The sequence below is a fragment of the Campylobacter concisus genome (assembly GCF_015229965.1).
GTDB lineage: Bacteria > Campylobacterota > Campylobacteria > Campylobacterales > Campylobacteraceae > Campylobacter_A > Campylobacter_A concisus_BD.
Genome location: NZ_JAAKZB010000003.1, coordinates 85,752 through 101,624, shown reverse-complemented (window position 1 = coordinate 101,624; position 15,873 = coordinate 85,752). Strand labels below are relative to the sequence as shown.

13 protein-coding genes are annotated in these 15,873 nt (G+C 40.8%); all 13 read right to left on the bottom strand.

Features of this window, described 5'->3' with window-relative positions; translation table 11 throughout:
- Position 1: 1 nt before the first annotated feature.
- The 13 genes from pglF to G6W43_RS02440 are packed head-to-tail and all read right to left on the bottom strand — an operon-like array spanning position 2 to position 15,867.
- Complete coding sequence (gene pglF, locus G6W43_RS02500) at positions 2-1,783, bottom strand: UDP-N-acetylglucosamine 4,6-dehydratase (configuration-retaining) (protein ID WP_103608276.1); 1,782 nt, start codon at positions 1,781-1,783, stop codon at positions 2-4.
- Complete coding sequence (gene pglE, locus G6W43_RS02495) at positions 1,784-2,875, bottom strand: UDP-N-acetylbacillosamine transaminase (protein ID WP_103570226.1); 1,092 nt, start codon at positions 2,873-2,875, stop codon at positions 1,784-1,786.
- 49 nt (positions 2,876-2,924) lie between these two features.
- Positions 2,925-3,515 carry a UDP-N-acetylbacillosamine N-acetyltransferase gene (gene pglD / locus G6W43_RS02490; RefSeq protein WP_149712111.1) on the bottom strand — a complete coding sequence of 197 codons (591 nt, stop codon included), beginning with the start codon at positions 3,513-3,515 and terminating at the stop codon, positions 2,925-2,927.
- On the bottom strand, positions 3,502-4,107 hold the full coding sequence (pglC, locus tag G6W43_RS02485; RefSeq protein WP_148806340.1) for an undecaprenyl phosphate N,N'-diacetylbacillosamine 1-phosphate transferase: 606 nt from the start codon (positions 4,105-4,107) through the stop codon (positions 3,502-3,504). The genes pglD and pglC overlap by 14 nt, the downstream gene beginning before the upstream one ends.
- Positions 4,100-5,215: a N,N'-diacetylbacillosaminyl-diphospho-undecaprenol alpha-1,3-N-acetylgalactosaminyltransferase gene (pglA, locus tag G6W43_RS02480; RefSeq protein ID WP_149712110.1), complete on the bottom strand. Its 1,116-nt coding sequence runs from the start codon at positions 5,213-5,215 to the stop codon at positions 4,100-4,102. Before pglA ends, pglC begins: the two co-directional genes overlap by 8 nt.
- A gap of 2 nt (positions 5,216-5,217) precedes the next feature.
- Positions 5,218-7,317 (bottom strand): STT3 domain-containing protein, encoded by a 2,100-nt coding sequence (locus G6W43_RS02475; RefSeq protein ID WP_149712109.1) that lies wholly within the window; start codon positions 7,315-7,317, stop codon positions 5,218-5,220.
- On the bottom strand, positions 7,310-8,434 hold the full coding sequence (pglJ, locus tag G6W43_RS02470; RefSeq protein WP_194169066.1) for an N-acetylgalactosamine-N,N'-diacetylbacillosaminyl-diphospho-undecaprenol 4-alpha-N-acetylgalactosaminyltransferase: 1,125 nt from the start codon (positions 8,432-8,434) through the stop codon (positions 7,310-7,312). The genes G6W43_RS02475 and pglJ overlap by 8 nt, the downstream gene beginning before the upstream one ends.
- Positions 8,431-9,474: a glycosyltransferase gene (locus G6W43_RS02465; protein WP_194169065.1), complete on the bottom strand. Its 1,044-nt coding sequence runs from the start codon at positions 9,472-9,474 to the stop codon at positions 8,431-8,433. The genes pglJ and G6W43_RS02465 overlap by 4 nt, the downstream gene beginning before the upstream one ends.
- The gene (locus G6W43_RS02460) at positions 9,471-10,529 is read right to left on the bottom strand and encodes a glycosyltransferase (RefSeq protein WP_194169064.1); all 1,059 of its coding nucleotides are present in this window, start codon (positions 10,527-10,529) and stop codon (positions 9,471-9,473) included. The genes G6W43_RS02465 and G6W43_RS02460 overlap by 4 nt, the downstream gene beginning before the upstream one ends.
- Positions 10,526-11,458 carry a glycosyltransferase family 2 protein gene (locus G6W43_RS02455; protein WP_194169063.1) on the bottom strand — a complete coding sequence of 311 codons (933 nt, stop codon included), beginning with the start codon at positions 11,456-11,458 and terminating at the stop codon, positions 10,526-10,528. Before G6W43_RS02455 ends, G6W43_RS02460 begins: the two co-directional genes overlap by 4 nt.
- Positions 11,459-12,220: a glycosyltransferase family 25 protein gene (locus tag G6W43_RS02450; protein WP_194169062.1), complete on the bottom strand. Its 762-nt coding sequence runs from the start codon at positions 12,218-12,220 to the stop codon at positions 11,459-11,461.
- Positions 12,221-13,738, bottom strand: a complete 1,518-nt coding sequence (locus G6W43_RS02445; RefSeq protein WP_194169061.1) for an MATE family efflux transporter — start codon at positions 13,736-13,738, stop codon at positions 12,221-12,223.
- Positions 13,738-15,867: an STT3 domain-containing protein gene (locus G6W43_RS02440; protein WP_194169060.1), complete on the bottom strand. Its 2,130-nt coding sequence runs from the start codon at positions 15,865-15,867 to the stop codon at positions 13,738-13,740. The genes G6W43_RS02445 and G6W43_RS02440 overlap by 1 nt, the downstream gene beginning before the upstream one ends.
- Positions 15,868-15,873 lie beyond the last annotated feature (6 nt).

The window sequence follows — 15,873 nt, the reverse complement described above, 5'->3', positions numbered from 1 at the left end:
ACTAGCCTTTTAAATTTAATGCATGATTAAACTCTGGCACGATCACCTTAAGAGCAGGCGCCACCTCGTCATCTTCAAGCTGCAAAAGCCCATTTATCTGTGAATTTAAAAGGGTTAGATCATAAGGCTGTGAGTGTGTCACGAAGATCGACTCATACTTAGTTTGAACGTCATCTTTGTTGATCAGTAGCTCCTCATAAAGCTTCTCGCCAGGTCTAAGCCCCACAAATTCAATGCCTAGATGCTCTTTATTTGAAAGCAGAAGCATCTTTTTAGCAAGATCGACGATCTTAACTGGCTCGCCCATGTCAAGCACGAAAAGCTCTCCGCCTTTTGCGATAGAGGCTGCTTGAAGGACTAGCTGACACGCTTCAGATGTAAGCATAAAGTATCTTGTGATCTCTGGGTGCGTGACGCTTAAAGGCTTGTTTGCAGCGATCTGCGCCTTAAATTTAGGTATGACTGAGCCACTTGAGCCAAGGACGTTACCAAAGCGCACACAAACTATCTCGCAGACACCTGCTTCGTTTGAATTTAGCGCATAAAGCTCGCAAACACGCTTAGTTGTGCCCATGATATTTGTTGGGCGCACAGCCTTGTCTGAAGAGATCATGACAAATTTCTTAGCACCATATTTTTTAGAAAGATCGACTGCATTTTTTGTACCAAGGATGTTGTTTTCAACTGCTGAGCGAGGATTTAGCTCGCAAAGTGGCACGTGTTTGTAGGCTGCAGCGTGGATGACGATCTCTGGTCTAAATTCCTCAAAAACCTCTTCAAAGTCTTTTAAATTTGTGATATTTACAAGCTTGCTAACAGTTCTTTTATCTCTTGTATCTTCGCCTATTTTATAAAGGTTAAACTCACTGTGCTCGACCATTATGAGCTCGCTTACGCCATATTTCAAGCACTGCTTACAAATTTCGCTTCCTATACTACCGCCAGCTCCAGTGACAAGCACTTTTTTGTCTTTTAAGAAATTTGAAATGGCTTCTGGATTAAGGTCTTTTGGCTTTCTAGCGAGCAAATCTTCGATCGAGATATCTTTGATCGGCTCATTTTCGATAAGCGAAAAGAGCTTCATATCTCTTATGCCATATCCAGTCAGCTCATCAACTAAAGCTTGAAGCTCGTCTTGATCAAGCGCTAGTGCGATGATAGCAGTCTTTGCGTCGTAGTCTTTTATAAGGCTTGGTATATCTTTTTTATCTTGAACTAAAAATCCATCGCAATATGTGCCAACAAGATCGCTTCTACCATCTACCACGCCAACTGCGTAGTAGTCAAGATAGCCCTGCTTTAAGCCACGTAAGACGTGAAGCGCCTTTGAGGTCGCGCCTATAACGATACAAGGCTCGCCCTTGTGAGGTCTGTTTGAAAAGTCAAGCACCATACGCTTTGAAATTCTCAAAAGCCCGATAAGTAGGCATGAGATGAGAAGGTCGATAAAAATGACGCTTCTTGGGTAAGGATTTAAAAAATCTTGTATGATGAAAAATACGATCGTAAATAAGATCGCCGCACAAACGTGAGCTAGGAAAATTTTACGAGCTTCATTTAAGCCAAAAAATCTCCATGGCACCTTGTAAATTTTAAACATCCACATAAAAAAGAGCTTAAATACGATCAAAAATCCAGCCGTTACAAAAAGCCCTTGCACGTAGATATCTGGGATGTCGGCGTTAAATCTTAAAAGATATGCCACATATATCGAAAAAACAAATATAAAAACATCGCCAAGAAGGAAAAATACGAGCCTTTTTAACTTCGTTGCATGAAACATTTACGCATTATCCTTGACTATTTTTATCACTCTTTCTTGTGTCTGCTCGCTCATATCGCTGCCGCTTGGCAAGCAAATTCCTCTTGAAAATAGGTCTTCACTATATCCATCAACAAAGCTTAACGCACCTTTAAAGACAGGCTGCAAGTGCATAGGCTTCCAAAGCGGACGGCTCTCGATGTTTGCATCAGCTAGCGCTTTTATAACCTTTAAATGTGCATCTTTTTTAGCAAAAACGCCAGTTGTGAGCCATCTGTTTCCACGAGAATTTGGTAGCTCTGGCATAAATTCTAAAATATCGCCAAGCTCTTTTTCATAGATATCAAAGACCTTTCTCTTTTGCTCGACTCTTTTTTCTAAAACTTCCATCTGAGCCACGCCAATAGCGCCTAGAACGTTGCTTAAGCGGTAGTTGTAGCCATAGTCTTTATGCTCATAGTGAAGCAAAGGCTCTCTTGCTTGCGTGCTGTAAAATCTAGCTTTTTCTACAAATTCGCTATCTCCAACTAGCATGCCACCACCTGAAGTAGTGATGATCTTGTTGCCATTAAAGCTATATCCGCCCATCACGCCAAATGTGCCAAGTGCCTTGCCGCCGTAAAATCCACCAAGTGCTTCAGCTGCGTCCTCGACCAAAGCGATGCCCTCGTTTTGGCAAATTTCACAAATTTCTTTCATCTTTGAAGCTTGTCCATAAAGATGAGTGACGACTAATGCTTTTGGCTTTTTAGGTAAATTTGAGATCGCTTTTTTAAGTAGCTCTGGGCTTAAATTCCAGCTCTCGTCGCTATCTATAAAGACTGGAGTTGCCTTTTCATAAAGTATCGGCGAGACTGAAGCCATGAAAGTAAAGCTAGAAGCTAGCACAAGATCGCCCTCTTTTACGCCAAGGACGCGAAGTGCTAGGTGAAGTGCCGCAGTTCCAGCGCATAGTGCAAGCGCATCTTTGGCGCCAGTATAAGCCTTTATGCTATCTTCAAATTTATTGACATATTCGCCAAGTGGCGCTATGTAGTTGCTTTCAAAAACTTTTTTTATATATTCTTGCTCTTTTCCACTCATATTTGGTGGAGATAAAAAAACCCTATCCATTTTCATACCTTTCGTGATTTTTTGGCGATTTTAGCACTTATTTTTAAATTTATATCTTAGCACGCTCGCATGCAGGCACGCCATACGCCTTTATGCCATCTTTTATATCTCTAATGACCACGCTTCCAGCGCCGATAATGCAGTTTTTACCGATGCTTATGCCTTGAATGACGCTTGAGCCAATGCCAACGTGCGTAAATTCGCCCACGCTCACATTTCCAGCAAGGGCTGCATTTGGGCTGATGTGAGCAAATTTACCTATCACGCACTCATGCTCTATCACTGCGCCAGAGTTTATGATAGTGCCCTCTTTTATGCGAGCTTTTGCGTTTATCACGGCATTTGGCATGACCACTACGCCTTTTTCTATCACAGCACTCTCGCTCACGACCGCACTTTTATGGATCAAATTTACTATCACAAAGCCAGCAGCCTCTACTTTTTGGCTGATCTTTTGCCTTGTTTTATTATCACCTATGGCTATTATGATGTCAGCTTTTTCAAGCTCCGGGCTAAATTTACGCTCGCTAGCATCGTCTAAAAAAGCTATCTCATCATAGCCATTATCTCTAGCGATGTCAGCGATCACAAGCCCATGCCCACTCGCTCCGTAGATGTAAATTTTCTTAGTTTTTGCCATTAAATTTCTCCGTCGTCGCCTGCCCCTCTTTGCTGACACCACTTCGTTTTAGCACCTTTTCGATGGTCTGCAAAGCGATCTTTACATCAAGCATAAAGCTTAAATTTTTAGCGTAATAGACGTCGTATTCAAATTTTTTCTCCCAGCTTATGGCGTTTCTGCCATTTACCTGCGCTAGACCCGTGATACCTGGGCGCACGTCGTGGCGATGCTTTTGCGTTTCGTTATAGATGGGTAGGTACTCGACCAAAAGCGGCCTTGGTCCGATAAAACTCATATCACCTTTTAGCACGTTAAATAGCTGTGGCAGCTCATCGAGACTAAGTGAGCGGATCAGCTTACCAAATTTACCAAGACGCTGCTCATCTGGCAAAAGCTCGCCATTTGCGTCACGCTCGTCGCTCATCGTCTTAAATTTATAAATTTTAAAAATTTTCTCATTTAGTCCTGGTCTTGCCTGCGTAAAAATGACATCACGGCTTACCTTAAAATAGATAAAAATCGCCGTTGCTATGATGATGGGCGATGTTAAAATGAGCAAAAACAAAGCCCCCAAAATATCAATCACTCTTTTAAAAAAATTTCTATACATCTATAAATTTCCTATAAATTTCTATATATCTTTTTGCGATTTGCTTCTCGTCAAACTCACTAACTGCCCAGTCCCTGCCATTTTGCCCAAGCTTAGCGCAAAGCTCCTCATCATCAAGTAAAATTTTTATCTTACTAGCTAGATCACTTGCGTCTTTTACCTTACATAAAAGCCCGTTGTAGCCATCTTTTATAGCTTCATTACAGCCTGTCACGTCACTTGCAACGACTGCTTTAGCCATGCTCATCGCCTCTAAAACCGTTCTTGGAAAGCCCTCTTTGTAGCTTGGCAAAGCCAACAAGTAAGAAGCCTTTAAAAGCTGTGGTATGTCGTTTCTAGCGCCAAGATATCGCACCTTGCCACCTTTTAAAAAGCTCTCATCTGCAGTTGATTTATTACCAGCAAAGCCCTCGCCCACAAAGACAAATTCGCAGTTTTTATAGCCATTTAAAATTTCTGCTGCCTCGTAAAATTCACGAACACCCTTGTGCCACATGGCTCTGGCGATCATGAGAACCACCTCTTTTTCACCCAAGTCCGCCGCCTGCGTGATAGCTGGGTCAAATTTAGCAGTATCGACGCCGACACTTTTTATGCGATACACTTTGCTTTTATCTATCAAATTTCTAGAGATCAGATAGTCTGGATCCGCGTCATTTACGAAGATGCAAGCATCAGCTTTTGCAAAAGAGAGCTTATAAAGGCTCTCCATGACAAAACGCACGGCCTTTGTCTTCATATCATCATCAATATAAAAGCTACCAAGGCCTTCGACCAAATTTATCACGTGCTTTATGCCAGCATTTTTAGCAGCAAACGTGCCAAAGACATTTGACTTGTGAGCGCCAGTTTGCAGCAGGTCTAAATTTAGCTCTCCTAAAATTTGAGATAATTTTTTTGAGTTATTTATCACGGTTAGCGGATTTATGCTCGCCTTATCAAGCTCGTAGGTGACACTATGAAAGCTTTTAGCAAGCTCATTAGTGAAATTTCCTTTTGGAGCGATAGCAAAAACCTCATGCCCCATATCTTTTAAAGCCTGCATGATAGGGCGTCTAAAAAAGTGTATGCTCATATCAGCGTGGCTTAAAAATCCTATCCTTGCCATCTCTACCTCTTTAGCCTATAAACTTTTGCCGCCCCGTCAAGTATGACTGGCTCAAAGACCTTAGGATCGTATCTTTCAAGCACGAAAAGCTGGATGTAGGCGCTATTTAAAATGCTCTCATCAAGGATGATAAATCTACCATAATCCCTCATAAAAATGACAGAAATATTTGAGCTTTCATTATTTTTATACTCTTTTACATTTAGCTTGCCAGCCTCGTTGTAGTCAGTCTCTATGAAAGATCTTAGTGGTAAGACATTGCCATCATAGATCAAATTTGTGACATCACTTGTTAGAGTAAATCCACCACTTAGCCTAATGCCCTTTTCGCTTTGCGAGATCGCTCTAGTGGTGATAAAAAGTCCGTTGTTTAAATTTTTACCACTTTTTAGATCAATCTTGCTAAACTGCAAAATGGTCGGGAAGATGCTAAGCATCCTATCTGGCAGGTAATAATATATCTCTCTGCTCTTTGCTGGCAGGCTAAAATTTGCCTCTTTTATCTCACTAAAAAACTGATCAACGCTTAAATTTCTATCTTTTAAAATTTGAGCCAAGTTGCCATTAAAGTGCTCTTTGAAATTTCGCTCAGTGTATTCTACATCGAGCCTTGCCATATTTGCCGAGCTCATCTCGTCGCTTCCAAGCGCAAAGCTCACGGCAAAATTTTCACGTCCAAGGTGCTTTCCGCCGTCAATTAGCGTCTTAACATCGCTGTAATATCTAATCGGATATCCATAGTCCCACCACGCAAGCACGTAGTCTTCGCGTCCTGCGATGCTTTTTAGCTTATTTAAAATTTCAACCTCTTTATTTACAAAGACTGGCTCAGCCTTGTAGCCATAGATGTGAATGAGTGCTGGAGCAAGCACAAGAGCTGCTATGAACGCTCTTATGAGATTTAAAACAGCCCCTTTTAGCTTTAAATTTGCAAGCACAAACTCCACTAAGTAGCCAAAGCCAAGCGCCATGATAGGCACAGCATAAATGGTAAATCTAAGGCCGCTTTTAAAAGCTAAAAAGCCAAGTGCGAGCATGCCAAGCGAGACGGCAAATGAGCGGTGTTTGTAGCAAAAAAGAGCAACACCAACAAGCGAGATCAAAAATGTGATGACATTTGCGCTGATCCTCTCGCAAAATAGCGTAAAATCAACGACGCTTGACTCTTGGATAGTTTGATTGACATTAAAAAAGTGAAAGCTCATGCCACCAACTTCAGGCGCATCTCTAAAGACGTAAAATTTAAGTTGAAAGATTATCGGATTTAGCCCGCCACGGATGACAAAAGCGACAAAGATAATTGCCAAAATGCCAAGAGCAATTTTTAAATTTATCACCTCTTTTTTAAATAGACAAAGTGCATAAATAGCGATGACAGCGATAAATTTAAGAGTTAGATCAAGGTTTGAGATGGCAAGTAAAAGCAGAGAAATTTCAAGGTAAAAAAGTGGATTTTTCCTATCAAAAATGAGCGTGTAAAGTAAAAATAGCCCAGTTAAAATGCTAATAAGCGAAAAGGCGCTCATATACCACCACATATAGATAAGCACGCTTAAAGGTGCTATTATCAGGCTCTTTGCGTCCTTTTTCTCAAGCACTCTAACAAGCCCCCAAACGACAAAAACGCTAAGTGGGATGATGAGCATGTCAGTGTCGTAATATCCTGCCATTGTGCGGTTGTAGTAGCTATTTGCGATCACTGCAAGAAGTGCAGCGATGAAGCCAGCCATTTTTGCTTTGTATTCATTTGCGATCAAGATAACAGGCACAGCCACAAGCGATGAGAAAAATACGCTCATATAAATCATCGCCGTCTCGAGCCTCACACCTAGAAATTTCACGATCCAGTAAGTAAGTGTCGAGAGCGGATAGCCGTAGTAGCTAAGGTCGTTTTCTTGGTGAAAGCCAGCCAGCATATCCCTTGCGCCCTCGGCAAATGCATAGCCGTCGTTTGTGCTGATCATCAGCTCGTTGTTCCAGAAAAATACCGGATACTCGCTCGCCCAAAAGACCCAATAAAGCCTACAAACCATGCCAAAGATGACTGCGACAAATATCATAAGGTATAAAGAGTAATTTTTAAAAAACAAATTTCTATTCATTAGGATTTTCCAAAAAATTTATAAGCTCGCTCGCTATGTTTTCACTATCAAAAAATTTAGCCCGATTATACGCAACATTTTCAAAATTTTGCCTTATTTCTGGCTCGTTAAGCACTTTTATCATCGCCTCTTTCATCGCATTTTCGTCATCAACAGGCACTAAGATGCCAAACTCACTCTCGCCCAAAAGCTCCTTTGCACCGCTTTTGTGTTCGGTTGAGATGATGGTTTTTTCGCATGCTAGCGCTTCAAGCAGGACATTTGAAAAGCCCTCAAAACGCGAAGCACAAAGCAAGCAAGAGGCGTTTTTTATATGCCTAAAAGGATTTTTATCAGTGTCAAGAAGCTTTACTCGATCACCCACGCCAAATTTGTCTATCAAATTTTGCAGCTCATCCTTTAAAGGCCCTTTGCCAAGGATGCCAAGCGTGGCGCGAGGGTCGTTAATTGAAGCTATTATTTTTATTAGCATGGCTTGATTTTTACCGCTATCAAGGCGGCCTATGTTTATGAAAAATGGCTTAAAGCCATCCTCAAGCGGCTCATCTTTTAGCAAATTTATAGTTTTTAGATCAAGGGCGTTATAAAGCACCTTTGTTTTTGCTTCGCTCATGCCAAAATTTCGCACCAGATCCTCTTTGTTGCCAGCTGCATTTGCGAGGATTAGATCAGCCTTTTTATAAAGATGAGTGAGTAAAAATTTATTAACCCTGCCGCTTAGATCGTCTTTATATAGGATCGACGGACAACTTCGCTCGCTGATAACCAGCCTAGCCTTTAGCCCTAAAATCCTAGCAACCCCAGCGATGTAGCATGGGCGGTTCATCAGCACAAACTGCGTGTCGATGCCCAAATTTTGACAAAGCTTTTTATATTTAAAGGCAAGTATTGGCATCGCTAAAAAGAGCCTTGCAAGCTTCTTTAGTCCGCTCTCGTAAGGATCGCTATTTTCTATAAAGTGGATCTGCACCTCGTTTGGGATCTCGTAAGCGATAACATTACTCATTAAGATGAGATGAACTTTATAATGTTTAACTAAAAAAGGGAGCAAATTTGCCACATTTCGCTCAGCCCCACCAGGTCCCATAGAGTATAAAAAAACGGCTAATTTTTTCACTTGCTAACAACCTTTTTTATAAATTCTCGCCACTGTTTGATGATATTTTCTTTGCTAAATAAATTTGCACTTTCGCTGGCGTTTTTTGCTAGTTTTTGCCTTAAATTTTCATCTTTTAAAAGCATCTCAAGCTTCTCTTTTAGATCATTTGCATCTCCATTTTTAAAGATAAGCCCGTCTATGCCCTCTCTAATAAGCTCTCTTGCGCCCACAGTGTCGCTACTTAGCCTAGTGCAACCAAAAGCGCCTGATTCTATTAGCACATTTGAAAGCCCCTCGCTTCTTGAGCAAAGAGTAAAAATTTTTGCCTCACTATAAAGCTTGCTAACATCGCTCATATGACCTAAAAAATTGACATTAAGCCCTAAATTTGACGCCATTTGCTTTAGCTCGGCCTCCTGCCTGCCACTGCCTGCGATCTTTATCTCCCAGCCATCAAGCAAGCTCTTATCCACCTTGCTAAGCGCCTCAAAATAGATATCATAGCCCTTTACCGCCTCCAGCCTTGCCACGCTTAAGATGACGTTTTGCTTCTCGCAAATTTCAGGCACGTCGATAAAAAGTGGATTATGTATGACCTCGCGATTTTTGGCAAATTTATAGTAGTCGTAGTCGCTTTTACTTAGCACGCTTAAACCATCTACAAATTTATACGAAAAGTCACGCATAGCGCTTGCGACTTTACTTTTTAAGTAGCTATGCTCGTGGTGCTCGGTTGCTATTAGTTTGCTCTTTAGCCCCAAATTTGCCAGCACGCAAGCGACGTTTGTCCAGTCGATAAAACTAATTATCAGATCAGCCCTTTGCTCCTTAAAAAGCGCTCTAAGAGCGAGGATTTTTTTAAATTTTAAAGCCAGCCCAGAACCATTCACATTAAGGTTTATGATCTTTATCTTTTCACTAATTTTATAAAGTCCAAGATCCTCTTCAAGCAGGGCGATAGTGATCTCATTGTCTTTGCTAAGCTCATTCGCAAGCACGTTTAACACGCGCTCAGCCCCACCATTTCTAAGCGCAGCGATGACAAAAAGAATTTTCACTTCACACCTCCAAGTCTTAAAAGCTCCAGCCATTTTTTATAAATTTGCTCCACGCTAAACTCATCAAGTCTAGTCCTTGCATTTTTAGCAAATTCGCCCATTTTTGCCTCATCTTGCACCAAATTTGCAAGCTTTTTACTCATATCATCAACGTCATTTATCTCACAAAGCAAGCCATCAAAACCATCTTTTATAAGCTCTTTTGCCCCACTAGTCCTTGTCGCAACCCGCACGCAGTCATAGTTTATCGCCTCTATCAATGTGTTTCCAAGACCCTCGAAATTTGAGCAAGATAACAGCACCTTTGCCCTTTTATAAAGTGAGGCGATGTCGCTAACGTTGCCTAAAAACTCCACCTCTGCGCCCAAGCTTTTGGCTAAATTTTCTAAATTTACCCTCTCGCCGCCATCTCCAGCCACGGCAAATTTATAGCCGCTTTGCTTTAAGCTTGCGGCCACTCTTACAAACATTTCGCAGTTTTTTATCTTATTTAGCCTGCCAACAAATATGATCAAATTTTCTTTATCAAAGCTCTCACTGCGCACTTCTTCAAAGAGTGGGTTGTAAATTTTCATCACATTTTTACAAAATTTAGAGTAATAGCCAAGATCCTCGTCGCTTAAGACGCTAAGTGCGTTTGCAAATGGATAGCTTATGCGTCTTAGCACCTTAAAGATCGCCCTTTTTGGCGCAAGGTAGTTTGTGTGCTCGCTTATTATTATAGGCGTTTTTAGCCCAGCTGAGCTAAAGAGAACCAAGGTATTTACGGCGTCTAAAAATGATATCACGGCGTCAAATTTGCCCTCTTTGATGAGCGCTCTTAAGGCAAACACCTTTGAAACTCTCTTTTTTAAATTTCCAACCAAGCCAAGCTCATCAGCCCCAACGCCTAAATTTATGAGCTTTACGCCACTTGCTAGCTCGTAAAATGGCTCGCCCTTGTCAAATTTAACAAGGCTTACCTCGTGATCCATGCTAAATCTTGATGCGATCACCGCGCAAACTCGCTCCGCACCGCCACTTCTAAGCGTTGATGTGACAAATAATATCCTCATACGCCAAACCTTTGTTTTATCTTCACTCTAAGCCTTGAAAGTGCCGGTAAAATGCCACTTGGAAGTGGGCTAAGTAGCAAAAAAATAAACGCTTCTTTACTAAATTTAATGCTAAGGCTTTTAAAGATACACCTTAGCATCAACCCATATTCGCCTGCTATTTTGGCGTAGTAAGCGGCGTTTTTATACTGCAAGGCTAGAAATTTTGGCTCGTTTTTTATAGCGATGTCGTAGTGCAAATTTGCCGTTTTTATATAGGCGTTTGCGACGTTTAGAGCGTGCTTGCTGGCATTTAGCGTCGCACTATCGCTTCTTGCGATGCGGTAGATGTAAAGTGGCTTTTTAAGATAGAAGACATTTTTTTCAAAAAAGCGGATATAAAGCTCATTTTCGCCGCCAAAACTGCTCTCATCAAATCTAAAGCCCTCTATAAATTCACGCGAAAAAAGCTTAAAATACTCGCCATTTATCCGCCCGCAGTGATAATCAACCTTGCTCATCGCCCCGCTTTGCTTATATGGGCTTCTACCAGCTATCATCTCGGTCATCACGCCATCTTTTTCGCAGATAGCGTCTGCAAAAACGCACGAATACTCGCCACTTTTTAAAATTTCATAACACAAAGCAATCGCCTCAGGCAAAAGCTCATCGTCATCGTCAAGCAAGCAGACAAACTCGCCTGTTGCGTTGTCAAAGCCGTTATTTTTGTTGCCATTTGGGCTCTTTTTGTGAGCGCTATTTTTTACAAATTTGATCCTTGCGTCGTTAAAACTCTTGCAAATTTCACTCGCACTCTCGTCATCGCCGTCGTCGGTTACAACTATTTCTAAATTTTTATAGCTTTGAGCTAGAGCGCTTTTTATGGCCTTTTTTAAAAGCTCTGGACGCTTATAGGTCGCAGTTACTATGCTGATTAATGGCTCGCTCATCTAGCCCCTTTTAAAAATTCTCTCATAGCCTTGAAGCTTTTCAAGCCTTGAGAAAAGTATAAATTTAAATGTTTTTATGTATGCCTTTAAATTTGCGCTGTATCCTCTCTCAAGGCGCTCGCCCTCGATGTTTGAGCCGCTAAGATCTGTTGGGTGTGCAAAAAGATCGCAAAAATACATCTGCATGCCATTAACTCCAAGCAAATAGTCCCAAACATCGGTCGTGCAAAGCGCACGTTTATGAATTTCAAGCAAATTTCTAGCGCTTTTTTTGGTTAGCACATAAGCCCCTGCTCTATAAATGCTTGAAAATGAGTGCTTTGAAACCTGCCAAAGTGGCTTACTTAGGCTAGCATCCACCTTTTTGCCAAAGGCGCTAAACCTGCCCTCTAGCCCATCTTGCATGCCACATATCAGCACGCTCTCTTCTGGCATCTTGCTAGCTGCCAAAAAGGCCTCTTTTATGGCATTATCATCTCCTATAACGTCATCTTCAAAGATAAGAGCAAATTTGGCTTCACTTGCCAAAAATGCCTCGTAAGCTTTTACGTGCGAGAGCGAACAGCCGACCTCTGCTGGGCTTAAAACCTTGCCATAAGCTTTAAATGATGGCGAAATGATCTTATAGTACTCCCTCGCGTTTAGCTCCCTGCCATCAACTGCGTCTATTAGATTAAAGCTACTATAAGAGCTAAATTTTTGCTGCAAAAGCTCTCGCCTTTTGGTATCTTTTGCCAAAGAGATCAGATAAATTTCATTCATTTAAGACCTTTTAAATTTTTTTAAAATTTTACGCCAGACTATGCCTCGCTCGAAGGCATTAAAAAACAAAAAATATCCCAAAATATAAGCTGCGCTGGCGTATATCGCAGCAAAGATAGCAAATTTTAGCCAGTTATCTAAGCTCACAAAGTCCTTGCAGGCAAACATCGCAAGCACGCAGAGCGCAAAAACGGCTAAATTTTTAAAATAAACCCCATAAAACGTGGTGAGCTTCACCTCTAAATTTAAAGCAGCATTTATAAGGTCAAAGCCAAGAATTCTTATACTATAAAAAACGGCTGCGACAATGACGATGCCATAAACGCCGTAGCCACTAAATTTAAGCAGTGCAATTTGCACTATGATCGTGCTAACGCCAAGGATAGTGTTGGCAATGGCTGGGCGGCGAAGCTTGTTTGTCGCGCTATCAAGGTTAAAAAGCGAAAAAACAAAGCTTATAAAGACAATGGGCACTAGCGTGATCATCGAGACGTTGTAGATAAATTTAACCTCATCTGCGCTTTTAAAAGGTAGCCAAAGCGTGTAAAAATCCAGCCCAAAAACGACGAAAAATGCGGCTGGAGCGCTCATCACAAAGGCGATCACCTTCATAGAAAATTTAGCCTCGTTTATGAGGTCCGTGATCAAATTTTTAGAGTAAAGCTCGACAAATTTTGGCGCAAAGATACCGCTAAGCTGTGCTACAAAGCTCTCAAGTATGATAGGGGCGGCCTTGGCGACTGAAAGAAGACCCGTGGCGTTTGCATTTACGAAAATGTTGCAAATAAATAGGTCCATACCTGTTAAAAGTATGCGGTTTAGCGCATTAAAGCTGTTCCAAATGCCAGAGCTTAAAAGCTCTTTGATCTTAGAAAAGTCAAATTTACTAAGGCTAAATTTTAACTCCGGCGTGATGCGAGCTGACATAAAAATGGTGCTAAAAAAGACAAAAAGGCTCGCCACAAGTGCTGAAATCGCGATATATGAGATAAATGGCTTAAAAAAGAAAAAGAGCGCCACGATGAGGGCTGCTAGGATCGCGCTTGAGATGGCGTTTCTGATGGAGAGTAGATAGAGCTTGTTTGTCACAAAAGCGCAAACCGTCAAAACACCGTTAAATAGCCCAACGCAGAAATTTATAAAGTAAAAAACAAGGGTCATTCTCACGTCAAATAGCAAATTTTCAGGGACGTTTAAAAAGCTTTGCAAATTTAGTATGAAAACAGAGCTAAGCACCACGACAACGGCGCAAAAGAAGATATTTACAACAAGCACTGATGAGTAGTAGGTGTTTGCAAGGTTTAGATCTTTTTTGTGCCACGCATGAGCGACAAAGCGCCCACTAACCGAGTTTATGGCTACACTTACGACCGCTGCATAGCTAACGATGGCGTTGCTAAGGCCTACAAAGCCAAATGCCTCGTTGCCAAGGCTTTTTAAGATAAATGGCGTAAGAAAGAAATTTATGCCCATTGATACGACAAAAACGACGATCGAGCTTATTAGATTGATTAGCATTAGACTTTTAACCTGTAAATTTTTACGCCACTTGAGATGACAAATGGCTCAAAGTATCGCTCGTCTGCTCGCTCAAATATAAAAAGCTGCACAAGGGCTGAATTTAAGGCATTTTCATCAACTAAAACCACGCGCGCATAGTCCTCCAAAAACAAAACAGAGATTTTCGCCTTGTCGTCGATAGTTTTCTCGTCTATTTGCAGCTCTTTGCCAGAGCCTTTTATCTTATAAAAGGACTTTACCGCCACTTTTTCGCCGTTATGTGTGATAAATTTTGGCTCTTTTAGCGGCAAGATATAGCCATTTCCAAGATCTATGCCAGCCTCACTAATGCTATTTATAGGGCTAATGTAGTAAAAAAACTCCTCTTTTGGCCGCTCGCCACTCATAACATCGATGTAGCTATACCTAAAGATGTTTGGAGCGATATCTATCATATCTGGCACAAGATAGTAAAAAACCTCTTTTTTTGCCGCTGGCAGAGTAAAATTTGCGCTTTCAAGCTGGCTTAAAAAGAGGTTTAGGTCGCTTGTGTTGTGATCTTTTAAAATTTCTTCTAGCGCTCTACTCTTTTTCTCTAACGAGATATCGCTATACTCGCTCACTACTCTAGCTAGCTTAGCTGAGATTGTCTCATCTTTTCTTAAAGCAAGACTAACAAAATAGCCGTTCTCGCCGCCTTGCCTGCCAGGATCATTTAGCGTCTTAACATCGGCAAAATACCTTATAGCATATCCATAATCCCACCACGAAAGCACGTAGTCATCGCGCTTAGCAGCCTTTTTTAACTGATCAAGTGCCATTGCCTCATCGTGCGTGATCAAAGTATGCGGTCTATAAGAGTAGGCGATCTCTAAATTTGGAGCAAGCGCAGCAGCTGCGAAGATAAAAAAGGATAAATTTTTAAGAGAATTTCTAAGGTCAAATAAATTTAAAAAAAAGTGTAAGAAATACCCAAAACCAAGTGCCACAAGTGGCGTTATATACATAGCAAATCTAACTCCGCCAAATAGCGATAAAGCGCCAAGTCCAAGCAGTGGTAAGCTAAGTAAAAATGGGCGAAATTTAAAGCAAAGCACCAGATATCCAACCGCTGCAGCTAGCAAAATAAGGATGTTTCCAGCCATGAAATAGACAAAATATAAAGGGCTAGCGCTTTTTACCTCGTCAATTAGCGTGTATTCGCTTATAAAGTGAAATTTACTTGCAAAATCCAAGCTGCTTTTTAAAACGTAACTGCCAATCTTTGAGATAATAAAATCAAAACCGCCAAAATAGATAAAAATAGCTAGCATAATAGCTAGAAAAATGCTTAAATTTCTAGGTGAAAGTAGTTTTTTATATTTGCAAAAAATGGTATAAAATGAAGCAATGACCGCTAAATTTAAAATCAAAATTTTATTTGAGATGAGTGGATCTTTTGAAAAAATATTAAAACTAACAATGCTTATAAACATAAAAAATATCGCTTGGTAGTTTTCTATCCTGCTTCGCATAAAAGCAAGCGTGTAGATAAAAAAGATAAAAATGATGCTTAAAATAAGAGCATAAGAGCTTTGATACCACCAAAGATAAAGCGATACAAAAAGACCTGGCAAAACGATAAATTTTTGTTCATTTGCATTTAAAAGTCTGATCAAAATATAGATGATAAAAAGCGCAAACGTGACATTTAGCATATCGCTATCAAAATAACCAAGCGACGTTCTTACAAGATAGCCTGGCAAGATAACGCTCATAAATGCCGCCACAGCTCCAGCTTTTAGAACTTTAAATTCATTTGATATCAAGATAACTGGAAGTGCGATAAGGGGTGCTAAAAGCGCGCTCATATAAAACATCACGCTTTCGATCTTGAAAGGTGAAATTTTGCAAATATAAAAAACTATTGTTGAGATTGGGTGATTAAAGGGGCTAGAGTCATTTTGCTGATGAAAACCAGCAAGCATATCTCTAGCACCCTCTGCGTAATAGTATGCGTCATTTGTCGTAAGCATAAATTCGCCATTAAAGTAAAACTCTGGCATATCCTTTGCCCACAATACCCAAAGCATCCTAGCTGCAAATCCAAACAGATAAGCAGCCAGAAAGATAAGTAAAATTTTACAATTTACGCTTACTTTGTGCACTAAATT